17 protein-coding genes are annotated in these 21,883 nt (G+C 73.8%); 4 read left to right on the top strand and 13 right to left on the bottom strand.

All coding sequences use genetic code 11. The features are described 5' to 3' along the window. Window positions 1-61: 61 nt before the first annotated feature. From AC3ET4_RS10900 to AC3ET4_RS10890, 3 genes are all read right to left on the bottom strand, one after another. A complete protein-coding gene (locus tag AC3ET4_RS10900) occupies window positions 62-781 on the bottom strand; it encodes a GNAT family N-acetyltransferase (protein WP_431948484.1) in 720 nt (239 codons plus the stop codon). A 21-nt stretch (window positions 782-802) separates the two neighbouring features. Then, window positions 803-2,719, bottom strand: a complete 1,917-nt coding sequence (locus tag AC3ET4_RS10895) for an IucA/IucC family protein (RefSeq protein ID WP_431948483.1) — start codon at window positions 2,717-2,719, stop codon at window positions 803-805. Between the two features lie 73 nt (window positions 2,720-2,792). Beyond that, window positions 2,793-4,175, bottom strand: a complete 1,383-nt coding sequence (locus tag AC3ET4_RS10890) for a diaminobutyrate--2-oxoglutarate transaminase family protein (protein WP_431948502.1) — start codon at window positions 4,173-4,175, stop codon at window positions 2,793-2,795. 384 nt (window positions 4,176-4,559) lie between these two features. Between AC3ET4_RS10890 and AC3ET4_RS10885 the strand changes: the two genes are divergently transcribed. After that, entirely contained in the window at window positions 4,560-5,717 is a 1,158-nt protein-coding gene (locus AC3ET4_RS10885) for a trypsin-like serine peptidase (protein WP_431948482.1), read from the top strand. A 60-nt stretch (window positions 5,718-5,777) separates the two neighbouring features. On the opposite strand, the gene hflX is transcribed toward AC3ET4_RS10885, so the two are convergent. The 6 genes from hflX to miaA form a co-directional block, all read right to left on the bottom strand. Then, entirely contained in the window at window positions 5,778-7,289 is a 1,512-nt protein-coding gene (gene hflX, locus AC3ET4_RS10880; RefSeq protein ID WP_431948481.1) for a GTPase HflX, read from the bottom strand. A 141-nt stretch (window positions 7,290-7,430) separates the two neighbouring features. After that, window positions 7,431-8,915, bottom strand: coding sequence for a M1 family metallopeptidase (locus AC3ET4_RS10875; protein WP_431948480.1), 1,485 nt, complete (start codon window positions 8,913-8,915; stop codon window positions 7,431-7,433). Between the two features lie 72 nt (window positions 8,916-8,987). Then, complete coding sequence (locus AC3ET4_RS10870) at window positions 8,988-11,120, bottom strand: RelA/SpoT family protein (RefSeq protein ID WP_431948479.1); 2,133 nt, start codon at window positions 11,118-11,120, stop codon at window positions 8,988-8,990. A 148-nt stretch (window positions 11,121-11,268) separates the two neighbouring features. Continuing rightward, window positions 11,269-12,153, bottom strand: a complete 885-nt coding sequence (gene dapF / locus AC3ET4_RS10865; protein WP_431948478.1) for a diaminopimelate epimerase — start codon at window positions 12,151-12,153, stop codon at window positions 11,269-11,271. A gap of 16 nt (window positions 12,154-12,169) precedes the next feature. Further along, complete coding sequence (locus tag AC3ET4_RS10860; RefSeq protein WP_431948501.1) at window positions 12,170-12,643, bottom strand: hypothetical protein; 474 nt, start codon at window positions 12,641-12,643, stop codon at window positions 12,170-12,172. Between the two features lie 103 nt (window positions 12,644-12,746). Beyond that, window positions 12,747-13,688: a tRNA (adenosine(37)-N6)-dimethylallyltransferase MiaA gene (miaA, locus tag AC3ET4_RS10855; RefSeq protein ID WP_431948477.1), complete on the bottom strand. Its 942-nt coding sequence runs from the start codon at window positions 13,686-13,688 to the stop codon at window positions 12,747-12,749. Window positions 13,689-13,814: 126 nt separating this feature from the next. Between miaA and AC3ET4_RS10850 the strand changes: the two genes are divergently transcribed. Further along, window positions 13,815-14,054 carry an antitoxin gene (locus tag AC3ET4_RS10850; RefSeq protein ID WP_431948476.1) on the top strand — a complete coding sequence of 80 codons (240 nt, stop codon included), beginning with the start codon at window positions 13,815-13,817 and terminating at the stop codon, window positions 14,052-14,054. A 59-nt stretch (window positions 14,055-14,113) separates the two neighbouring features. On the opposite strand, the gene AC3ET4_RS10845 is transcribed toward AC3ET4_RS10850, so the two are convergent. From AC3ET4_RS10845 to miaB, 3 genes are all read right to left on the bottom strand, one after another. Further along, window positions 14,114-14,809, bottom strand: a complete 696-nt coding sequence (locus AC3ET4_RS10845) for a class III extradiol dioxygenase subunit B-like domain-containing protein (RefSeq protein ID WP_431948475.1) — start codon at window positions 14,807-14,809, stop codon at window positions 14,114-14,116. A 10-nt stretch (window positions 14,810-14,819) separates the two neighbouring features. Continuing rightward, entirely contained in the window at window positions 14,820-15,164 is a 345-nt protein-coding gene (locus tag AC3ET4_RS10840; protein WP_431948474.1) for a hypothetical protein, read from the bottom strand. Window positions 15,165-15,244: 80 nt separating this feature from the next. Further along, entirely contained in the window at window positions 15,245-16,735 is a 1,491-nt protein-coding gene (gene miaB / locus AC3ET4_RS10835) for a tRNA (N6-isopentenyl adenosine(37)-C2)-methylthiotransferase MiaB (protein WP_431948500.1), read from the bottom strand. Between the two features lie 321 nt (window positions 16,736-17,056). Between miaB and AC3ET4_RS10830 the strand changes: the two genes are divergently transcribed. Together AC3ET4_RS10830 and AC3ET4_RS10825 are read left to right on the top strand one after the other, a co-directional pair. Continuing rightward, window positions 17,057-18,040, top strand: a complete 984-nt coding sequence (locus AC3ET4_RS10830) for a TAXI family TRAP transporter solute-binding subunit (protein ID WP_431948473.1) — start codon at window positions 17,057-17,059, stop codon at window positions 18,038-18,040. Window positions 18,041-18,223: 183 nt separating this feature from the next. Beyond that, window positions 18,224-20,035: a bifunctional serine/threonine-protein kinase/glutamate ABC transporter substrate-binding protein gene (locus tag AC3ET4_RS10825; protein ID WP_431948472.1), complete on the top strand. Its 1,812-nt coding sequence runs from the start codon at window positions 18,224-18,226 to the stop codon at window positions 20,033-20,035. A gap of 32 nt (window positions 20,036-20,067) precedes the next feature. Here AC3ET4_RS10825 and AC3ET4_RS10820 read toward each other — a convergent pair whose 3' ends face one another. Beyond that, on the bottom strand, window positions 20,068-21,867 hold the full coding sequence (locus tag AC3ET4_RS10820) for an HAD-IA family hydrolase (RefSeq protein WP_431948471.1): 1,800 nt from the start codon (window positions 21,865-21,867) through the stop codon (window positions 20,068-20,070). Between the last annotated feature and the right edge of the window lie 16 nt (window positions 21,868-21,883).

Genomic DNA, 21,883 nt, shown 5'->3' with positions numbered 1-21,883 from the left:
GGCGACACCGACAACGCGGTCGCCGCCGGCCCCGGTCCGATCCCCCCGCAGGCGGGCCGCATCACAGGACGTGACGCAGCGCGCGGTCGCGGACCAGCAACGCGGCCCGCTTGCCGGGCAGCTCGACCTCCGCCGAGAAGCGGAAGCCGGCGGTGAGGAAGGCGGCGACGGACGGGGTGTTGCGCAGGTCCGGCTCGGCGATCACCCGGGTGCACCGGGGGCGCTGCCGCAGGACGTGGTCGGCGACAGCCCGCAGCAGGGTGCCGCCGAGGCCGCGGGCCCGGTCGGCGACGGGGCCGATGAGCAGGTGGAGCCCGGTGTCGTGGGGGCGGGCCGGGTAGTAGCGGGCCACCGGGTCGAGGTCGGCGCGGTAGACCTCCCAGTAGCTCATGGGCGCCCCGTCGAGGACCCCGACGCAGGGCACGCTGCGTCCGTCGCCGTCGAGCTGGGCGCGCAGATGGCCCTCGGCGACCTCGGGCCGGCCCGCGAGGTCCCAGAACTCCGCGACGGCGGGGTCGTTCATCCACTGGGCGATGACGCGCAGGTCGCGTTCGGGGCGTACGGGGACGAGCTGGAAGGTGCCCGCGGGCGTGCCGACCGGGCCCCAGTCGGCGACGCCGTCGAGGAGGTCGTCGAGCGCGGCCGGACCGCCGGCCCGGTCGTCGGCGGTGACATCCTCGTCGAACAGCGCGCGGACCTCGGGCGGGAGTTCCAGATCGAGGGTGTCGTCGGCGCTGCCGGGCGGTGCCACAGGCGCGGGTGTGGGGTCTGCGGTCGGCACGGCGGTCGCGGCCTCCTCTGGTCAGACGGTCAGCGGGTTGGGGACGGCGACGTAGACGGACTGGGTGGCGACGGGGCCGGCCAGCTCGTCCATCCCGTGCAGCCGCGTGAGGAGGTTCGCCTTGCAGCGCAGCAGGGGTTCTCCCAGAAGCCGAGCGGGCAGTCCGGAGCGGCCGTTCCGGGCGGCCCGTGCCAGGAAGTGGCGGAGGGCCGCGAGGAGCACGCGTTCGTCGGCGAGGTGCTGGGAGCCGAAAGCCCCGACGAGGCCGAGAACGTTGTTGACCCCGAGGTAGTAGGCGAAACGCTCGTCCGCGACGGCGTCGGCCACAAAGGTGTCGCTCTTCTCGCCGGCGCCGGGCAGCAGGGCGGTGAGGCCGGCGCGCGCGGACTCGCGGAAGTAGTAGCCCTGGTTGTCGCGGTAGCGGCCGCCCGCCGGCCAGCCGTCGGCGTCGAGGACGACCAGGGTGTTCTGCTGGTGGGCCTCCAGGGCGATGCCCGCCTCGCCGTCGAGCCACAGCACGGGCCGGACCACTGCGTCCAGGTAGCGCAGGAACCACTCGGTGGCGACCGCCGTCATCGGCCGTCCGGTACGGGCCGCGAGCCGGGACAGCAGTTCGGCGAGGTGGGACCGCAGGGCGCCGCCGTCCGGCACGGGTCGCGGGGCCGTGAGGCCGGCGAGGCAGCGGACACGGTCGCCGGGGCCGAAGGGGTTGTGCCGCACGACGACGTCGAGACCGGGTACGGGGACGCCGGAAGCGGTGTCGACGGCCAGCCAGGCGGGGTCGCGGACGATGTCGAAGCCGGGGTGGGCGGCGTGCCAGCGCACGGCGAGCCCGGCCCGGAGCAAGCGGTGCACCTCGACGCCCCGGTGGAGTTCCTTGCGGAGGTTCTCCCGGCGTGAGTTGGTGATCCGCAGGCCCAGCGACAGCTTCAGCATCGCCCGGGCGCCGGGCCGGTACACGGTGCGCAGCGAGGACGTCGGATGCCAGGGCTCGCCGGCGGCGCCGAGGTCGTGGAGGAGTCCGGCCTCCAGCAGTGCGCGCACCCCGGGGCGGTGGGCGACCTCGCGGGCCTGCCATGGGTGCAGCGGCAGGGGCACGGTGTCCGCGGGGAGCCGGGTGGTGAGCTCCGGGCCGGCGAGGGCCGCCAGCAGGCGCGCGGCGGGGACGGGGCGGCCGCGTTCGGTCCAGGCGGATTCGGTGGCCAGAAGACAGCGGTGCACGGCCAGCCAGTGCAGGGCGAAGGCTCCGCGTGACTCCGGGGCGTACACCGCGGCCTCGGCCTCGGTGAGCCCTTCCCGGCTCTTGGGCGCGGGGTGCAGGGGGTGGCCCAGGACGAGGTCCTGCTCGGCGTCGAGAAAGGGGTGGGTGCCCTCGGGGGCGGCGGGGCGAGCGCGGCGGGCGGTGAGGAATCCGGCGGTCTGGCGGACGGAGTCGGCGACGCGTGCGACGAGGCCGGACGCGTCAGGACCGGTCGCGGCGGTCTCCCGGGCGAGCAGCGCGGCAAGGGTGACAGCGTCCAGAGGGGCGCCTCCGGCGGTGGGCCGGGGGGCGCCGAAGCGGTGGTGCCCGACGGCCGACCAGTGGCGGACCGGGACGAGCAGTTCGGTGCCGCTCTTCGGCAGCGGCACCCGCAGGGTGCGGCCGTCCGGCTCGGCCGGCCGCCCCGTCTCGCGGACCCAGCAGCGCAGCAGGGCCTCCGTGCCCGCTGCGTCGGCGGCGGCCCACGGGTCGGCCTGCTCGAGCGGGTCGGCCTGATGAACTGGGTCGGCGTCCGGCTCCGGGGCGGGCGGCCGCGACGGTACGGCGCGGCCCACCGGATCGGCCCGGCCCAGCGGATCGGCCCGGCCCGGCAGATCACCGCCGTCCGGCAGTCCGGCTGCTGTGGCGCGTTGCTGGGGAACGGCCACGGTGGCTTCTTCGCCAGGACGTACGGTCATCGCTTCGCTCCCTGAGGGGGTCGGCTCCCGATGGTCTCCGCCCCGGGGCGGCGGGGACCCGGCGGGCGCAAGGTCACGCCCTGATCGCCACCGCCGCGGCAAGGGCGTCGGCGAGGCGTTCGAGGACGGCTTCTGACTGTTCTTCGGTGATGGTCAGCGGCGGCAGCAGCCGGATCACGCTGCTGTCCCGGCCACCGAGTTCGACGATGAGCCCGCGGTCGAGGGCGGCCCGCCGGACGGCCGCCGCCAGGCGCGGGGCGGTCGGCGGCACGCCCCCGAGGCCGGGGGCCGCCTCAGGGTCGACGAGTTCCACGCCAAGCATAAGGCCGCGGCCGCGGACGTCGCCGACGCAGGGGTGCTCCGCGGCCAGCGCCCGCAGCCGGGTGAGCATACGGGCCCCGAGCAGCGCGGCATGCTCGGCGAGGCCGTTGCGGCGCACATAGGCGAGGGTGGCGGTGCCGGCGGCCATGGCGAGCTGGTTCCCGCGGAAGGTGCCGGCGTGGGCGCCGGGTTGCCAGGCGTCGAGTTCCTCGCGGTAGACGACGACCGCGAGCGGGAGGCTGCCGCCGATCGCCTTGGACAGCACCATCACGTCCGGGACGACACCACTGTGCTCGACGGCCCAGAAGGCCCCTGTCCGCCCCACACCGGTCTGCACCTCGTCGGCGATCAGCGGGATGCCGCGCGCCGCGGTCAGGTCGCGCATCCGCCGCATCCACGGGTCGGGCGCGGGGATGACACCGCCCTCGCCCTGGACGGCTTCGACGAGCATCCCAGCCGGAGGCTGGATGCCGCCCTTGGGGTCGTCGAGCAGGCTTTCCGTCAGGCGGGCGGAGAGCTCGGCGCCGTACTCCCCTCCGACTCCGAACGGGCAGCGGTAGTCGTAGGGGTACGGGAGCCGGGTGATGTGCGCGTCGGCGGCGCCGGCCGCGCCGCGGACCGCGGTGTCGCCCGTGGCGGCGAGGGCGCCGGCGGTCATGCCGTGGTAGCCGCCGGAGAAGGCCAGCAGTCCGCGGCGGCCGGTGGCGGTCCGGACGAGTTTGAGGGCGGCCTCCACGGCGTCGGTGCCGGCCGGGCCGCAGAACTGGATGCGGCCGTGCTCGGCGAGTTGACGCGGCAGGGTCTCGAACAGGGCGGTGGTGAAGGCGTCCTTGACGGGGGTGGCGAGGTCCAGCACGTGCAGCGGGGCGCCGGAGTCGAGGACCGCGCGGATGGCCTCGAGGACGACGGGGTGGTTGTGGCCGAGGGCGAGGGTGCCGGCGCCGGACAGGCAGTCGAGGTAACGGCCGCCGTCGGCGCCCTCGATGGTCATGCCGCGGGCGCGCACGGGGACGACGGGCAGCGAGCGGGCGTAGGTGCGGGCGGCGGACTCGCGCAGCGACTGGCGCCGCAGGATGCCCTCGCTGTCGTCGGACTCGCCCCGGTGCACCGCCGGTCGGCTCCTCGCGCTCGGCATGGCGGCCACGTGCTCACTCCTCGGTCTCGGCGCTTGCGTCCCCGGAGCTACCAACGACGTACCCGCGCACCGGCAACTGCCCGTGGCCGAGATCGTGGCGAGGAACCGCCCCCGCGGCAGCCGCCGTCCTCCCCTTCGAGGGCATAGTGGGGCGTTGACCTCGAGCGGGCAGACGACGTGTCGACAACAGGGGGGCCGCAACCCATGGCATCCACAAGAGGCCGCGCGGACAGGCGGGGTGGAGCGAGGAGCGGGTCGAGGGCCGAGTCCGGCAAGGCGGAGAAGGAAGACGCAGCGCAGCCGCGGCCACCGACGACGACTCCGCCCGGCGAGCGCCATCGACCCGCGACGCCGGCCCGCCTGTCCGCGCGGCCTCTGAGCCGGTTGGCCGCGGCCACCGTCGCCGCGGCGCTGCTCGCCGTGACCGCGACGGCCTGCGGCCCGTCCGACGACAACGCCGACGCCAAGCCGAGCCCTGCACCCACCGCGACCGCCGGCGACGGCGGCCTCGGCCTGCCGACAGCCCTGCCCACCAGCCTCGACGACCTGGAGAAGTGGGCCGACGCGCTGAAGGACGGCGGCTGGAAGAACTGGGACAAGGACACGTGGCTGCGCGACGCGGCCGACTTCGTCAACCCCATCATCAAGGACCTCTGGGACGCCGACCGGCTCCGCGACGCCGGCAGGACCCCGGACGACGAGCAACGGCCCGACCTGGCGCAGGCGCACGAGGGCACCACGGATCCCGAGCCGGCGGCGATCCGGGCACAGCGCCTGCCGACCCCGTACCACCAGGCCTCCCCGGCCACGGGCAAGCTGCTCTTCGACATGCCCGACGGCCAGGCGGTCTGCTCGGCTACCGTGGTGAGCGACCCGGCGAACCCGGGGCGCAGCAATCTGGTGTGGACGGCCGGCCACTGCGTGCACGCTGGTGCCCGGGGCGGCTGGTACCGCAACATCGTCTTCGTCCCGTCCTTCAACGACGCGGGCCTCGCCGGCGCCGCGCTGCGCACCGCGGGCGAGGAGCGGCTCGCCCCCTACGGCACCTGGTGGGCGACGAAGGCGGGGACCTCCCAGCAGTGGATCGACGGGGGCGGCGAGTCCTCGGCCACCGGTTCCGCCTACCCCTACGACTTCGCGGTGCTGAAGGTGACCAACCCGGATACGGGCCGATCACTGGAGGAGACGGTCGGCGCCTCGGTTCCGGTCTGGTTCGACGCGCCCGACTCGGCCGGCATCGACGCCATGGACGTCCTCGGCTACCCGGCCGCGGCTCCCTTCAACGGTTTCGGCTACCAGCAGTACCACTGCTCCGGCGACCCGGTCCGCCTCGCCCTCGACGTGGACGCGCCGACCATGCACTGGCTCGGCTGCACCATGACGGCGGGCTCCTCCGGCGGCGGCTGGTTCGCCCGCGGTCCCGGCGGACGGCCGGCCCTGCTCAGCAACACGTCCATCGGCCCGCAGAGCGGTCCGCGCTGGCTGGCGGGCCCGCGCCTCGGTTCCGAGGCCGAGAAGGTCTTCGACGCCGTCCGCGGCTGAGGGACCGTCCCCGTGTACGCCAGGAGGTCCGCCCCGTGGGGCGGACCTCCTGGCTTCGGGTCAGCGGCGCGCGGCCAGCACGAACGGCTCGAGCTCCGCGGCGAGCTCGTCGTGCACCCGCGCCTTGAGCAGGGTGCCCTCGCCGGTGTGCTCCTCGGAGAGGACCTCGCCGTCCGCGTGGGCGCGGGCGACGAGCGCGCCGCGCGTGTACGGAACCAGGGCCTCGATCTCGACGGCGGGCCTCGGCAGCTCGTCGTCGATCATGCCGAGCAGCTCGGCGATGCCCCGTCCGGTGCGGGCGGAGACGGCGATCGAACGCTTCTCGCGGCGCAGCAGCGACTGAAGCAGCACCGGGTCGGCGGCGTCAGCCTTGTTGATCACCACGATCTCCGGCACGTCCAGCGCGCCGACGTCGCGGAACACCTCGCGCACGGCGGCCAGCTGCTCGTCCGGGTTGGGGTGCGAGCCGTCCACCACGTGCAGGATGAGGTCGGCCTCGGCGACCTCCTCCATCGTCGAGCGGAACGCCTCGACAAGGTGGTGCGGCAGGTGCCGCACAAAACCGACGGTGTCCGCCAGGGTGTAGAGCCGGCCGCTCGGGGTCTCCGCCCGGCGCACGGTCGGGTCGAGGGTGGCGAACAGCGCGTTCTCCACCAGGACGCCCGCTCCGGTGAGCCGGTTGAGGAGCGAGGACTTGCCCGCGTTGGTGTACCCGGCGATGGCGACCGAGGGCACCTTGTGGCGCTTGCGCTCCTGGCGCTTGAGGTCGCGGCTGGTCTTCATCTCCGCGATCTCCCGGCGCATCTTGGCCATCTTCTCGCGGATGCGGCGCCGGTCGGTCTCGATCTTGGTCTCACCGGGACCACGGGTGGCCATGCCGCCGCCCGAGGAGCCCGAGCCGCCGCCGCCCATCTGCCGGGAGAGCGACTGGCCCCAGCCTCGCAGCCGCGGCAGCATGTACTGCATCTGGGCCAGCGAGACCTGTGCCTTGCCCTCACGGCTCTTGGCGTGCTGGGCGAAGATGTCGAGGATCAGCGCGGTGCGGTCGACGACCTTGACCTTGACGACGTCCTCGAGGTGGATGAGCTGGCCGGGGCTGAGCTCACCGTCGCAGACGACGGTGTCGGCCCCGCTCTCCACGACGATGTCGCGCAGTTCCTGGGCCTTGCCGGAACCGATGTAGGTGGCCGGGTCCGGCTTGTCGCGGCGCTGGATGACACCGTCCAGGACGAGGGCGCCGGCCGTCTCGGCGAGGGCGGCGAGCTCCGCGAGGGAGTTCTCGGCGTCCTGCACCGTGCCGTCCGTCCAGACGCCGACGAGCACGACCCGCTCCAGGCGGAGCTGGCGGTACTCGACCTCGGTGATGTCCTCGAGTTCGGTGGAGAGGCCGGCGACCCGTCGCAGCGACGCACGGTCGGCGCGGTCGAACTGGTCGCCGTCACGCTCTCCGTCGATCTCGTGACTCCAGGCGACGTCCTCTTCCATCAGGGCGTCGGCCCGAAGGCTCTCGGGGAGGCGCTGGCGGCTGCGGGCAGAAGAAGCAGAAGAAGAGGAGGAGGCGAAGGAGGTCATTGGATCCTTTGCTCGGATGATCGACGGGAACGGGGGGCGCTCGACCCCTCGTACGGTGACAACGTCGCGCGGGCCCGGAGGATTCCCCTGCCGGGTGTGTCGTCGCCGTGGGTAGATGGTCGCACGACCGTCACCGCCGGGTCACGCGACTTTCCCCGCCTCGCGCCGGTGTGTGTGACCTGGCACCGGTTTGGCGGGCACCGAGCGCTTCCAGCCGGGGCGGCCGGGCATCGGCGGCGTGGTGGGCCCGTAGAGCCAGGCCCGCAGGAATCCGCCCAGGTCACGGTCGGCGATCTCGGAGGCGAGGGCGATGAAGTCCCCCGTGGAGGCGACCCCGTCGCGGTGCCGGGCGACCCAGGCCCGCTCCAGGCGCTGGAAGGCGTCGGCGCCCATCTCCTGGCGCAGCGCGTACAGCACGAGCGCCCCGCCGTAGTAGACGTTGCCGCGGAAGATGCCGAGCTTGCCGTCGCTGCCGGGCGGCTTGGGGGCGGCGACCGGTCCGCCGTCGCGGCGCAAGCGGGCGTCCGCGCCGTAGGCGGCCTCGGCGAGCTGCTCGAGCGTGACCTCGCGGTAGTGCTCGGCCGCGTAGCGCCACTGGTACCACGTGGCGTGCCCCTCGTTGAGCCACAGGTCTGACCAGGTCGCGGGCGAGACGCTGTCCCCGAACCACTGGTGGGCCAGCTCGTGCACCATCACCGGCGCGGCGTCGGCCTCCCGCGCCAGCAGCACCCGCCGCTCGAAGAGCGAGAGGGTCTGGGTCTCCAGCTCGAAGCCCGTGACGGTGTCGGCGCTCAGGACGCCGTAGGTCTCGAACGGGTACGGGCCTACCTGCTCCTCCATCCACGCGATCTGCTCTGCGGTCATCGCCAGGCGCTTCTCGAGCCTGGCCCGGTCGGGGTCGGCGGAGCGCAGGACGTCGCGCAGCGGGAGGCCGCGGGGGCCGGTGCGCCGCAGGACGGCGGAGCGGCCGATGGAGATTTGGGCGAGTTCGGTGGCCATCGGGTGGACGGTGCGGTAGTTCCAGGTCGTCACGGGACCCTTGCGGACGGCCGTCTCGGGCAGGCCGTTGGCGACGACGGTGAGGTCGCTGGGCGCGGTGACGTGGAAGGTGAAGCGGGCCTTGTCCGAGGGGTGGTCGTTGCAGGGGAAGACGGTGTGGGCGGCGGCGGCCTGGTTGGCCATGGCCAGGCCGTCCTTGGTGCGGATCCAGCCGGTGTCGCCCTTCACCACGGGGTCGCTGGTGTGGACGACCGTGACGAGCAGGCGCTCGCCGCGGGGGACGGGGACGGCGGGGGTGACGACCAGTTCCTCGCGCCAGCCGTGGAACTCCGCCGGGCGGCCGTTGACCTCGACGGAGCGGACGTCGCCGCGGAAGTCGAGGTGGAAACGGCTCAGGGTGTCCGTGGCGAGGGCGTCGACCCGGGTCATGGCGTCCAGGGGCCGGTCGTTGCCGCGGTAGGTGAACGAGATGTCGTAGTCGAGGACGTCGTACCCCGGGTTGCCGAGTTCGGGGTAGAGCCGGTCGCCGAGCCCCGCGGACGTCGTGTCGCCGGGCTGTGCGGCCGCGACAAGCGCCACCACGGCCGCCGCGGTGACGGTGGCACGGCGCGCAAAGGATCCGATCATGGGATACGGCTATCAGCGCCGCGTGCGCTCCTGTCGGCGGCGCGTCAGTACCCCACCCGATCGGGTACTCCGTTACGGCTGCGCGGCTGCCACCGTCTCCTGGGCGCGGTACACGTCGTACACCCCCGGGACGGCGCGCATGGCGCGCATGAGCGCGGGAAGCGCTCCCGGGTCGGGCAGTTCGACGGTGTACGTATGGCGTACGCGGTGCTCCTGCGGCGGCTCCACGGCGGCGTACACGATGGCGACGCCCTGGGTGGCGATCACCTCGGTGAGGTCGGCGAGCAGCCGGGGGCGCCCGAGCGCCTCGGCGTAGAGAGTGGCCCGGTGACCGCTGACGGGCGCGTCGGAGCGCCAGTGGACGGCGACCCTGGCCCGGCCGGAGGCGGCCATGCGCGCGGCGACGGGACATCCGCTGCGGTGCACCGCGACGGTGCCGCCGCGGATGGGGAAGCCGGTGATGCCGTCCGGCGGCACGGGGGTGCAGCAGCGGGCCATGCGCACGGCGGCACCGGGCGGATCGGTGTCCGCGTGCGGCTCGGCGGCCCTGCGGGCGCCCGTGGCGCCGGCGCGGACGGCGGGCGCGGCCGGCTCCTCCTCGGTGGCGGCCGGCGGATGGGCCTCCAGCCAGCGGGCGATGGCGATCCGGGCGGCGGGGGTGCGGGCATGCTCCAGCCACTCGGGCGAGGGCCCGTAGTCGTCCCCGTCCCCGTCGGTGACCTCGGTCATCAGCAGTTGCACGGTGTCGCCGTCCCGCAGGACCGTGCCGAGCGGGGCGAGCCGCCCGTTGACGCGCACGCCGACGCAGGAGTGGGCTCCCTCGCCGTGCAGTGCGTACGCGGCGTCGGTGCACGTGGCGCCGTCGGGCAGGCCCACGGTGCCGCCGTCGGCCGAGAAGACGGTGACCTCGCGGTCCTGGGCGAGTTCGTCGCGCAGGGTGCTCCAGAAGAAGTCCGGGTCGGGAGCCTCGCGCTGCCACTCCAGCAGCCGGGCGAGCCAGCCGGGGCGGGTGGGGTCGACGCGCTCGCCGTCCTCGCAGTCCGCGGTCTCGGCGGCGGCGTAGGGGTTGCCGAGCGCGATGACGCCGGCCTCGGCAACGTGGTGCATCTGCCGGGTGCGGATCAGGACTTCGGCGACGCGTCCCTCGCCGTCGCGGATGGCGGTGTGCAGCGACTGGTAGAGGTTGAACTTGGGCGCCGCGATGAAGTCCTTGAACTCCGCGATCACCGGGGGGAAGCAGGTGTGCAGTTCGCCGAGGACGGCGTAGCAGTCGGCGTCCTCGGCGACCTGGATGAGTACCCTGCCGAAGTCGCTGCCGCCCGGCACCGCGCCGCCGCGCTTGAGCCGGACCCGGTGCACGGAGACCACGTGCCGGGGCCGCACCTCCACCTCGGCGCTGATGCCGGCCTCGCGGAGCACCGTGCGGACCTCCTCGGCGACGGCGCGCAGCGGGTCGGGCAGGGCGGCGTGCTCCAGGATCAGTTCGGTGGTGCGCAGGTAGTCCTCGGGGTGGAGGATCGCGAAGACCAGGTCCTCGAGTTCGGTCTTCAGCGCCTGGACGCCGAGGCGTTCGGCGAGCGGGATCAGCACGTCCCGGGTGACCTTGGCGATCCGGGCCTGCTTCTCGGGGCGCATGACGCCGAGGGTGCGCATGTTGTGCAGCCGGTCGGCGAGCTTGATGGACATGACGCGGACGTCGTTGCCGGTGGCGACGAGCATCTTGCGGAAGGTCTCCGGCTCGGCGGCCGCGCCGTAGTCCACCTTCTCCAGCTTGGTGACGCCGTCGACGAGGAAGCACACCTCCTCGCCGAACTCCTCCCTGACCTGATCGAGCGTCACCTCCGTGTCTTCGACCGTGTCGTGGAGCAGTGAGGCCGTCAAGGTGGTGGTCTCCGCGCCGAGTTCGGCGAGGATCAGGGTCACGGCGAGCGGGTGCGTGATGTACGGCTCGCCGCTCTTGCGCATCTGGCCGCGGTGCGACGACTCGGCGAGCACGTACGCCTTGCGCAGGATGGCGAGATCCGCGCCGGGATGGCGGCCGCGGTGCACCTTGGCGATGTGCTCGATGGACTCCGGCAGCCGGCCGGCGCGCCCTCCGGGGCCCAGCAGCGCCGCGCGCCCCAGCCGGCGCAGGTCCGCGGCCCGGGGGATGCGCCTGCGTCCTGCGGCGCCCGGCGCGGTCTCCACTGCGTTGTCCGGTCTCATGCGGCACCTCCGGCAGCGTCACCCACCGGCGGGATGGCTTCCGTGCCGGTGCTTGATGCTACCGAGCCCATCACGTGCCGCCGCCGCGCTCTCGCCCAGCGTGATCGGCATCACCCGTTCGAGCGAATCCCGGCCTCGGAGGGCGACCTCAGCCCCCGTCGCCGAGCCAGGCGGGATCGATGACGCCTTCGGCGACGATCACCGCGGGTCCGGTCATCTCGACGGTGCCGTCGGGACGTTCGGTGATCACCAGGGTGCCGCCCGGCAGGTCGACCCGGTACGTCTCGGGGCGGCCGGTCACCGCCGGGTCGCGGCCGTCGCGCCGGGCCGCGGCGACCATCACGGCGCAGGCGCCGGTGCCGCAGGAACGGGTCTCGCCGGAGCCTCGTTCGTGGACGCGCATCGCGACATGGCGCTCACCCCGGTCGACGACGAACTCCACGTTCACACCGTCCGGATAGGCCGCGGCCGGCGCCCACGCCGGAGGGTCCAGCAGCTTGCCGGCGTCGGCGAGGTCGTCGACGAAGGCGACGGCGTGCGGGTTGCCCATGCTCACGTTGCGGGCGGGCCAGCGGCGCTCGCCGACCGCGACCTCGACCTCGACCTCGCCGGCAGGGAGCGCGGCACGGCCCATGTCGACGGTGATGTCGCCGTCCTTGTCGATGTGGACCCGGCGCACGCCGGCGCGGGTCGCCACGGCGACGTCTCCGGCCTCGGTGAGACCGGAGCGCTGGAGGTAGCGGGCGAAGACGCGCACGCCGTTGCCGCACATCTCCGCGACGCTGCCGTCGCTGTTGCGGTAGTCCATGAACCACTCGGCCTCTGCGGCCATGGCGGCGGCCTCCGGGTGCCTGGCCGAGCGCACGACCCGCAGCACCCCGTCGCCGCCGATCCCGGCGCGGCGGTCGCACAGTCGCACGACGGCATCGGAGGTCAGGTCGAGCGCCCCGTCGAAGTCGGGGATGATCACGAAGTCGTTCTCCGTGCCGTGCCCCTTGAGGAAAGGCAGGCCCTGCCGTGCTGCGCTGGTCATGGCCTGAGTCTACGGGTCAGCGCAGACGGGCGACCCGCCAGAAGGCGAGCAGCGCCAGCACCACCGTGACCGCCGCGTACAGCGCCACGAAGCGCCAGTCCGGGCGGCGGCCGGAACCGCGGGCCGGCAGCCCCGGCCAGGTGTAGCCGACCCGGCGGGCCGCCATGATCCCCCAGCCCGCGGAGCAGCAGCCCAGCAGGAGCCCGAGCATCGCGACGACGGGGCCGCCATCACCGGCCTCGAAGGCCAGCGGGAAGGCGAACATGAGCGAGCCCAGCACGCCGAGGGCGACGATCGGGGCGATCTGCCACACGCGCAGGCGCCGCTCGGGACGCAGTTCCTGGAAGGACTCGCCCTCCGCGAGGGACTGCTCCTCCAGCGGGTCCTCCAGGGGACCGTCGACGACGAGGCGCTCGCGCCCGTCGAGCTCACCGCCGGAGGAGCGCTCGGCGCGTTCCGGCTGCGGACCGCTGCGAGGGCCGGCTTCCATCGCCACGCGCCCTCCCAAGACGTCCGACACCGTAGCTGGCTTCGATGCTCGATGATGGCATGGCCGAGGTGCCGTCAAGTGTCGCTGGGGCGTCCCGATGCCATCACGTGATCAGGCTGTGACCGCCCGACCGGGCGGTACCGAGCAGGGCGAGCGCCTGCCCGACCAGCTCCTGCCCGCGGCCCGCGAGCCAGTGCACCCGGCCGTCCCGGCGGAACCACGAGTCCTGGCGGCGCGCGAAGCGCTTGGTGGCGCGGACGGTCTCGGCGCGCGCCTGCTCCTGCGTGCACTCCCCGGCCAGCGCGGCCAGCACCTGCTGGTAGCCCAGCGCCCGGGAGGCCGTGCGCCCCTCGCGCAGGCCGGCCGCCTCGAGGGTGGTCACCTCGCCGACCAGCCCGGTGTCCCACATCCGGTCGACCCGCAGCGCGATCCGTTCGTCGAGCGCCGGGCGCGGGACGTCGACGCCGATCTGGACGGTGTCGTACACGGAGTCGTGGCCGGGCAGGTTCGCGGTGAAGGGACGGCCGGTGATCTCCACGACCTCCAGCGCACGGACGATCCGTCGGCCGTTGCTGGGCAGGATCGCGCGGGCCGCCTCCGGGTCCACGGCGGCCAGGCGGGCGTGCAGCGGGCCCGAGCCGAGCGCGTCGAGCTCGGCCTCCAGCCGGGCGCGCACCTGCGGATCGGTGCCGGGGAACTCCAGCGCGTCTATGGCGGCACGGACGTAGAGCCCGGAGCCGCCGACGAGCACAGGGGTGCGCCCGGCGGCCAGCAGCCGGTCGATCTCGGCGCGGGCGAGACGCTGGTACTCGGCGACACTGGCGGCCTGGGTGACGTCCCAGATGTCGAGCAGGTGGTGCGGCACACCCTGTCGCTCGTCCGCGGTGAGCTTGGCGGTGCCGATGTCCATGCCGCGGTAGAGCTGCATGGAATCCGCGTTGATCACCTCGCCGTCGAGGGCCTGGGCAAGGGCGACCCCGAGGTCGGACTTGCCGGCCGCGGTCGGGCCGACGACGGCGATCACGTGGGGGACGTCGTTTCTCACGTGCACAGTTTCGCAAATTCCGGCGGCGCGGTTTCACCCGTGGACGAGTAAGATCGTTACGGGGAAGGGGATATTCCCGACTAAGGCATCACACCGCACAACGGCATCACGGGGAGACGGTGACGCATGAGCCTCAAGGACACGCTGAAGGCCAAGGCCGAGCACGCCCGGGCCGTGGCCGGAGCCAAGGCCGGCGACTTCATGGAGCAGCACGGCGAGACGATCGGCTCCCGACTCGACAAGGTGGCGCGCACGGTCGACGAGAAGACCAAGCACAAGTACAGCGGCACGATCCACAAGGGCGTGGACAAGACGAAGGGCGCTATGGAGCACCTGAAGGAGGGCGGCTCCAAGGCGACGCCCTGAAGGAGCGCGGCTCCAAGGCGACGCCCACGGGATGGCTGCGGGCGCCGGGGCCGGCAGGGCTAGGACCAGGCCGCCACGAAATAGCCGACGCCGTACGGCGCCTCGTCGTACAGCAGGGCGGCGTCGAGTCGGGCGCCCTCGGCGGCGCCAGCGAGCACCTGCCAGGGGGCGCGCCCGGCCGCCCCGAGTTCGGCGGCCAGCGGCGCGTCCAGGGCGGCCAGCGCCTCGGTGTCGGCGGCTCCCAGGGCCCGGGCCACGGACGCGTCGAAGGGTTCGGCGCGTTCGTCCAGGTATCCGGGCGCCTTGAGCGTTCGGCAGGTGCTGCCGTCGCCCATGACCAGCAGCGCCACCCGGTCGGCCAGCTCCGCCAGGCCCCGCCCCAGCTCCAGCATCCGGGCCGCCGGCGCGGTGGCGGGCACGCCGCAGGCGTGCAGGGGCGCTGTGGAGCCGGCCTGCTCGAGGAGCCAGGCCGCGAGCGTCAACGACGGGGCCAGGGGCTCGGGGTCGCTTCCGTCGCCGAGCCGAACCGTCAGGTTCACGCCATACGGGCGCAGCGAGCCCGTACCACCGCCCTCCCAGACGTGGGCGGAGGCCGCGGCGCCCACGACGACCAGCAGGTCGGGGCGCGCGGCGGCCAGAACGGCCAGCGCGTCCGCGCAGGCGGCGCGCAGGGGGTCCAGTTCCGGCGCGGCGTGCGACGCGACCCCGGGCACGAGCAGTGGCGGACAGGGGCAGACGGCGGCGGCGACCAGCATGATCGGAACCCTACCGTGCGCCCTCGGAGAAGCCCCCGGGCACACGGCCCTGGAGGTCCGCCGCTGCGGCGGACTTCGGGTCCTTGCTGTCCCGGATCAGCTCGGCGACCGTGAAGCGGCACAGGTAGGTCGTGGTCATACCCTCGTTGACCTGCACGAACCCCTCCCCCGAGCGGTACAGTCGGCTGCGCCGCACGCGCAACGGCTTGCTGGGACGGTAGGCGAGCGCCGCCTCCTCCAGCCTGTGCAGCGCGTCCTCACGCGTTCCGTCGGCGTGGCCGAGGAGCTCGAACTCCCAGCGCCGGGCATCGCCGCTGCCCACCGTCTCCTCGGCGAAGAGCCCCCAACGAGCCATCCATGCCCCCTCCGTCGGCCGCGCGGTCCTCTCGGCCCCCGCGGCCCCGTCGTCGTCCTCGCGTTCCTCGCGGTCCCGCGTCAGTCGCAGCCGCAGCCGGGTGCTGCCCCGGCAGGCGCCGTCACCGGCGCGCCGATCGTCGGCAGGCCCAGCATGACACCCGCGGGCTTGGCGGCCGCGGCCGAGTTCCGCCGCTCCCATGCGTCGCCCGCCGCTGTGCGGCGGACGCCGAACGCCGGGCTCTCGGCGAGCAGGTGGTGCGGCGCGGCGTAGCTGATCTCCGCCATCACCACGTCGCCGGGGCGGACCGGCTCGGCGGGCGGCGCGAAGTGCACGAGACGGTTGTCGGGGGCACGGCCGGACAGGCGCCGCGTGGCGTCGTCCTTGCGGCCCTCGCCCTCGGCGACCAGCACCTCCAGGGTGCGGCCGACCTGCTTCTTGTTCTCGGCCCAGGAGATCTCCTCCTGCAGCGCGACCAGCCGCTCGTAGCGCTCCTGGACGACCTCCTTGGGCACCTGCCCCTCCATCTCCGCGGCGGGCGTGCCCGGGCGCTTGGAGTACTGGAAGGTGTAGGCCTGCGCGAAGCGCGCCTCGCGCACCACGTGCAGCGTCTGTTCGAAGTCCTCCTCGGTCTCGCCGGGGAAGCCCACGATGATGTCGGTGGAGATGGCCGCGTCCGGCATGGCGGCGCGCACCTTCTCGATGATGCCGAGGTAGCGGTCCTGCCGGTAGGAGCGGCGCATCGCGCGCAGCACCGCGTCGGAGCCGGACTGCAGCGGCATGTGGAGCTGGTGCATCACGTTCGGGGTCTCGGCCATGGCCGCGATCACGTCGTCGGTGAAGTCGCGCGGGTGCGGCGAGGTGAAGCGGACCCGCTCCAGGCCCTCGATCCGCCCGCAGGCGCGCAGCAGCTTGCTGAAGGCCTCGCGGTCGCCGATGTCCGAGCCGTAGGCGTTGACGTTCTGGCCGAGCAGGGTGACCTCGATGACGCCCTCGGCGACCAGCGCCTCGACCTCGGCGAGGATGTCGCCGGGGCGGCGGTCCTTCTCCTTCCCGCGCAGCGCGGGGACGATGCAGAAGGTACAGGTGTTGTTGCAGCCGACCGAGATCGACACCCAGGCCGCGTAGGCCGACTCGCGCCGGGTCGGCAGCGTGGACGGGAAGGTCTCCAGCGACTCGGCGATCTCGACCTGCGCCTCTTCGGCGATCCGGGCGCGCTCCAGCAGCACCGGGAGGCTTCCGATGTTGTGGGTGCCGAAGACGACGTCGACCCAGGGCGCCTTCTTGACGATCGTGTCCCGGTCTTTCTGCGCGAGGCAGCCGCCGACGGCGATCTGCATGCCTGGGCGGGCGGCCTTCTGCGGCGCCAGGCGGCCGAGGTTGCCGTACAGGCGGTTGTCGGCGTTCTCCCGGACCGCGCAGGTGTTGAAGACGACAACATCTGCGGAGACCGTGCCGTCCGCGCCCTTGGGCGCGCGGACGTAGCCGGCCGCCTCCAGGAGGCCTGCCAGCCGCTCGGAGTCGTGGACGTTCATCTGGCACCCGTAGGTGCGGATCTCGTAGCTCTTCACACCCTGCTCTTCACGCTGCACCCATCCAGGGTACGGGCGCTTCGTCCGCGCCCTTACCCTGGCCCGGCCCCGGAGCGGACCGCACCCGGTGGTCCCGTTCGGCACGGGAAAGCGGGCGCCGGGCCCGGGTGGACGACTCCAGGTGCCGCCGTCGGCACAGGCCGCCTGCCGCCGGGGCGCCGGGCGTCCCCTGCGCCGGCTTCCGCGGCGGGCGGCTCCCCGGTCCAGGGCGGCGGGCGGGAGGCGGGGCGGCGGGCAGCGGGCCGGTCGGCCGCGGTGGCCCCTGGCCAGGGCGGCGCCGGGACTGGCACCATCTCCCGGATGGATCTCCCCCCTACCGGCAGACGCCGTGCCCTGCAGGTCGCACTGGCGGTGGCGGCGGCCGCCGCGCTGCTGCTGTGGTGGGTCCTGCCGTCCGACGGGCCGTCGTACCCGAAGGACGGGGTCGACTTCGCCACCGGCGTCCGCAACGGGGTGTACGACACCTACGGGAAGCGGCTCCAGCTCTACCTGCGCACGGACCTTCCCGGGGTGACGGTGCGCCTCGTGCGGTCCGAGGGGTCCGTGGACAACGTCCGGCGGGTGGCGACGGGCGAGGCCGGATTCGCGATCGCCGCGGCTGACGCCGTCGCCGACTACGACGGCCCGGGCGCGGAGCGGCTGCGTGCCTGCGCCCGGCTGTACGACGACTACATGCAGCTCGTGGTGCCCGCCGGCTCCCCTGTGCGGTCGGCGAAGGACCTGCGCGGGCTGCGGGTGGGGATCGGCCAGCCGAGCTCCGGGGTGAACCTGATAGCGCAGCGGCTGCTGGGGGCGGCGGGCCTCGGGCGGCCAGACGATGTGGTGCGCCGGCCGGTGGGCATCGACCGTGCGCCGCAGATGCTGCGCGACGGGGAACTGGACGCGTTCTTCTGGTCGGGCGGACTGCCGACCAAGGCCGTCGCGAACCTGGCGGAGACCACCGACGTCAAGCTGGTCCAGCTCGGCGACCTGGTGGCCCCGCTGCACGCCGGGAGCGACGAATCGGCGTACTACCGGCAGGCGGTCATGCCCGCGGACGCCTACCCCATGATCCAGGGCGGGCGGGCGGTGCAGACGATCGCCGTGGCCAATCTGCTGATCACCACCGACCGTATGGACACCGGGCTGGTGGAGCGCCTCACCCGGACCGTGATCGACAGCCGCGACCGTATCGGGCAGGAGGTGCACGCCGCCCAGCTGATGGACCTGCGGACGGCGGTCTTCACCGACCCGCTGCGGCTGCACGAGGGCGCCGAGCGCTACTACCGCTCCGTGAAGCCCTGAAGGGCCCGTCGCAGCAGGCCCTCGCCCGCGGGGCCTTCGGCGGCGGGACCGGCCCGACCGCCTGCTGGACCGGTACGGACCATTCCGCCCGAGATGTGATCGTTCTGCGTCCCCGGGGGCGATGTTCATCCCCGTCGCAGCCCCCTAACCTGTAGCGGACCACGTATCGATGGGGGCATACGCATGAGTTCTGGGGGTCCGCCGCACACCCTCGTGGACGGCCGCTACGAGCTGCGCCGGCAGCTGGGGCGCGGCGGCATGGGTGTGGTGTGGGAGGCGTACGACAACCGGCTCAGTCGTCAGGTCGCCGTCAAGGAACTGCTGTTCCGGGGCGCGCTGGACCCGGAGACGCAGGCGCAGTGGGTGGAGCGGGCGCGCCGGGAGGCGCGGGCCATCGCCCGGATCGGGCACGAGCACGTGGTCGCGGTGCACGACGTGATCGAGGCCGACGGCCAGGTCTGGATCGTCATGGAGCAGGTCAACCCGCATTCCCTGGCCGACCAGTTGCGCGAGAGGGGCCGCATGCCGGCGCTGCAGGCGGCACGGATCGGTCTGGAGGTGCTGCGCGGGTTGCGCGCGGTGCACGCGGCCGGCGTGCTGCACCGCGACGTGAAACCGCACAACATCCTGTTCCGCCGGGACGGGCGGGCGGTGCTGATGGACTTCGGGATCGCCACCTTCGAGGGCGCCGCCCAGGTGACGCGAACGCACGAGACCGTCGGCACGCCGCAGTATCTGGCGCCGGAGCTGGCCGACCGGCTGACGCCGACGCCCGCCGCCGACCTGTGGTCGCTGGGCGTCACGCTCTACGAGATGGTCGAGGGCCGGACCCCCTTCCGCGGGCCGACGCCGTACGAGGTGCTGGAGGCCGTCCGCACCGCGGAGCCGCCTCCGATGGCGCACGCGGGGCCGCTGCGCCCGCTGATCGACGGGCTGCTGGTCAAGGAGCCGGGGGCGCGGCTGTCGGCGCGGCGCGCCGAGCAGCTGCTGCAGCATGTGGCACAGGAGACCCCGCGGTTCCCCATGGACGTACACCGGGATGACGACCCCGACGCCACGGTGACGGACACGGACGGCGCGACTCCGTCGCATCCGGCGAGGCGGACGTGGTGGCGCAGGGCTGCGCGCCGGTGGTCCACGCTCGTGGCAGGCGGAGCCGCCCTGGTGCTCCTGGCCGTGGCGGGCTGGTTCGCCGTCGACCGCATGCGCGACGACGTGCCCCCGCTCTCCAGCTCGCCGACCTACCGGACGGCACGTGACCGCGGCTACCTGGTGGTGGGGGTCAAGAGTGACCAGCCGGGCCTCAGCGAGGCCTCGAGCACCGCCGAGGACGGCTACGAGGGCTTCGACATCGATCTCGCACGGGCGATCGCCAGGCATCTGGGGTTCGGCAAGGTGCAGTTCACGGTGGTGGACACGCAGTCGCGCGAGTACCGCCTGAGTGCCGGAAACGTTGACTTCATAGTGGCGAGCTACTCGATCACGAAGGCGCGCAAGGAGAAGGTCGACTTCGCCGGTCCCTACTACCAAGCCGGCCAGGACTTCCTGGTGCGCACCGACGCCCCCGTCCACAGCGTTCAGGACCTGTTCGGCCGCAAGGTCTGCACCGTCACCGACTCGACACCCGCGCAGCGGTTGCGCGAGGAGTACCCGCAGATAAGGACCGCGCTGCAGGCCTCGTACGGGCGTTGCGTCGACGAGTTGCTCGCGGGCGAGGTCGACGCCGTCTCGACCGACGACATCATCCTGGCGGGCTACCGGGCCCAGCACACCGAGCGACTGCGGCTGCTGGGCGCGCCCTTCGGGAACGAGGAGTACGGGGTCGGCCTGCAGAAGAACGAGCCCGCACTGAAGCGGGCCATCTGCGACGCGATAAAGGAGGAGATCACCTCGGGCGCCTGGCGCGCGTCGTACGTCAAGCACCTCAAACCGCTGACGTCGCAGGAGCTGGCGGACCAGCGCCCGCGCCTGGACGAGATGTCCGAGTGCCTGTAGGCCCGCGCGACCGCGCCGGCCGGGCCCGCGCCTTATGACACGGCGAAGGTGGTGACCACGGCGGCGTGGTCGGAGGGCCAGTCGTTGGCCGCCACGTGCGGTTCGGGGAGGGGCTTTCCGGTGACCAGGGTCGTGGAGTCCAGCACCCGCAGGGCCTGCCCGGCGTACAGCACGTAGTCGATCCGGTCCTGCGGCTCGGGCACGGGGTTGACCGGGGACCATGTGGCGCCCGGGTCGCGCACCGGGTCCGGGTGGGCCTCGCGGTAGGAGTCGCGCAGTCCGGCGGCCTCGGTGGCGAGGGTGACGGGCCAGGGCACGGCTCCGTACCCGCCGTGCAGGGGCGCCGCCTCGGCTGTCCAGTCCAGGTGGGAGGGGGCGTTGAAGTCGCCGACGAGGACGACCGGGGTGGTGTCGCGGGCGGCGAGGTCGGCGGCCATGTCGCGCAGGATTCCCCGAATCTGGCCCAGGCGTCCGGACGCGGCCTCGTGCGCGACGAGTTCCTCGACCGGCTGCCGGTCGTGGAGGGCACCGTAGGGGCCGTACGGCGTGCAGCCGAGGTGGGCGCTCCACAGCGTGACGTCGCGGCCCTCGTCGAGCCGGACGGTCGCCCCGAGGCCGCCGTAGAACGGGGCCGCGGGCACTCCGTGGCGGGGGACGATCGGGTAGCGGCTGATGACGCCGAGGTTGTCGCCGGCCTGGTGGTGGTCCCAGCCCAGCGCCTCGGCGAGTTCCCTGGCGGAGTGCGTCCAGGTCTCCTGGAGGCCGACGACGTCCACATCGGCGTCCAGCAGCACGCGCAACTGCTTGTCGCGGTGGTCGTCGACGCGGCTGCCGCCGAGCCACAGGTTCCAGCTCATGACGCGCAGGCGCCGCACCATGGGCTCGTCCGCCCCGCCGACCGGCACGCGCACGGTGACGGTCGCGAAGCGGCCGGCGGCGTCGGTGGCGGTCACGGCGACCTCCGCGTCGCCGGGTTCGTCGGGAGTCCCTGTGACGGAGCCGTCGGAAGAGACCCGCGCCCAGCCGGGGCCCGCGGCCTTGGCGTACGCGACGGAGGGGGCGTCGCGCAGCAGCCCGGCCACGGTGACCCGCACCGGCTCACCGACACGGGCGCGGCGGCTGGTGAAGGCGGGCACGAGGAAGGACGGCGGTCGGCCGACCAGGGCCCGCAGCAAGGGGACGTCGGCCCGTTCCAGGCTGGCGAGCACCATGCGGCCTGCACCGGGTCCGATGGGCGCCAGGGACGGCACGGCGAGCACCCGGCAGCCGGCGGCCTCGGCGGAGGCGACACCGGTCGGGGTGTCCTCCACGGCCACGCACCCGCCGGGGTCCGCGCCCAGGGCGCGGGCGGCGGCGAGGTAGGGGTCGGGGGCTGGCTTGGTGCGGGGAGTGTCGTCGGCGCTGAAGGACACCGCGAAGCGCTCCCGGCCGAGTACGCCGAGCACGGTGTCCACGACCTCGCGGGGGGAGGCCGAGACCAGCGCGATGGGGATGCCCTGGCGGGCGAGTTCGTCCAGCAGGTCCAGCGCACCGGGGCGGGGCACCGTGCGTACGCGGACCCGCTCGGCGAACTCGCGGTGCAGGACGGCGGCCAGCTCGCCGGCGCCGGTCGCCGTCCCGGTCGTGGCCGCCAGGTGGGCGGCGGTGTGCTCGACGGCGCGGCCGAGGACCTCGGCCACGTCCGCGTCGCCGAGTTCGTGCCCCAGCCCGGCGGCCACCTCGGCGACCGCCTCCCACCACAGTTCCTCGGTGTCGACGAGGGTGCCGTCCATGTCGAACAGGACGGCCTGGAGCGCGTGCCGCGGTGGGTGGGTCACGGGGTTCTCTTTCATGGGGGGTGAGGGGGCC

This window comes from Actinacidiphila sp. bgisy167 (assembly GCF_057707665.1).
The sequence above is the reverse complement of the archived record's forward strand: the minus strand, read 5'-3'. Positions and strand labels throughout refer to the sequence as shown.

Excerpts from the sequence above, each read along its gene's own strand:
- AC3ET4_RS10860 (WP_431948501.1), bottom strand. The coding sequence starts at position 12,643 with ATGGAAGCCGGCCCTCGCAGCGGTCCGCAGCCGGAACGCGCCGAGCGC.
- AC3ET4_RS10845 (WP_431948475.1), bottom strand. The coding sequence starts at position 14,809 with ATGCTGGTCGCCGCCGCCGTCTGCCCCTGTCCGCCACTGCTCGTGCCC.
- AC3ET4_RS10875 (WP_431948480.1), bottom strand. The coding sequence starts at position 8,915 with ATGATCGGATCCTTTGCGCGCCGTGCCACCGTCACCGCGGCGGCCGTG.
- dapF (WP_431948478.1), bottom strand. The coding sequence starts at position 12,153 with ATGACCAGCGCAGCACGGCAGGGCCTGCCTTTCCTCAAGGGGCACGGC.
- hflX (WP_431948481.1), bottom strand. The coding sequence starts at position 7,289 with ATGACCTCCTTCGCCTCCTCCTCTTCTTCTGCTTCTTCTGCCCGCAGC.
- AC3ET4_RS10840 (WP_431948474.1), bottom strand. The coding sequence starts at position 15,164 with ATGGCTCGTTGGGGGCTCTTCGCCGAGGAGACGGTGGGCAGCGGCGAT.
- AC3ET4_RS10890 (WP_431948502.1), bottom strand. The coding sequence starts at position 4,175 with ATGCCGAGCGCGAGGAGCCGACCGGCGGTGCACCGGGGCGAGTCCGAC.
- AC3ET4_RS10825 (WP_431948472.1), top strand. The coding sequence starts at position 18,224 with ATGAGTTCTGGGGGTCCGCCGCACACCCTCGTGGACGGCCGCTACGAG.
- AC3ET4_RS10850 (WP_431948476.1), top strand. The coding sequence starts at position 13,815 with ATGAGCCTCAAGGACACGCTGAAGGCCAAGGCCGAGCACGCCCGGGCC.
- AC3ET4_RS10895 (WP_431948483.1), bottom strand. The coding sequence starts at position 2,719 with ATGACCGTACGTCCTGGCGAAGAAGCCACCGTGGCCGTTCCCCAGCAA.
- AC3ET4_RS10820 (WP_431948471.1), bottom strand. The coding sequence starts at position 21,867 with ATGAAAGAGAACCCCGTGACCCACCCACCGCGGCACGCGCTCCAGGCC.
- AC3ET4_RS10870 (WP_431948479.1), bottom strand. The coding sequence starts at position 11,120 with ATGAGACCGGACAACGCAGTGGAGACCGCGCCGGGCGCCGCAGGACGC.
- AC3ET4_RS10830 (WP_431948473.1), top strand. The coding sequence starts at position 17,057 with ATGGATCTCCCCCCTACCGGCAGACGCCGTGCCCTGCAGGTCGCACTG.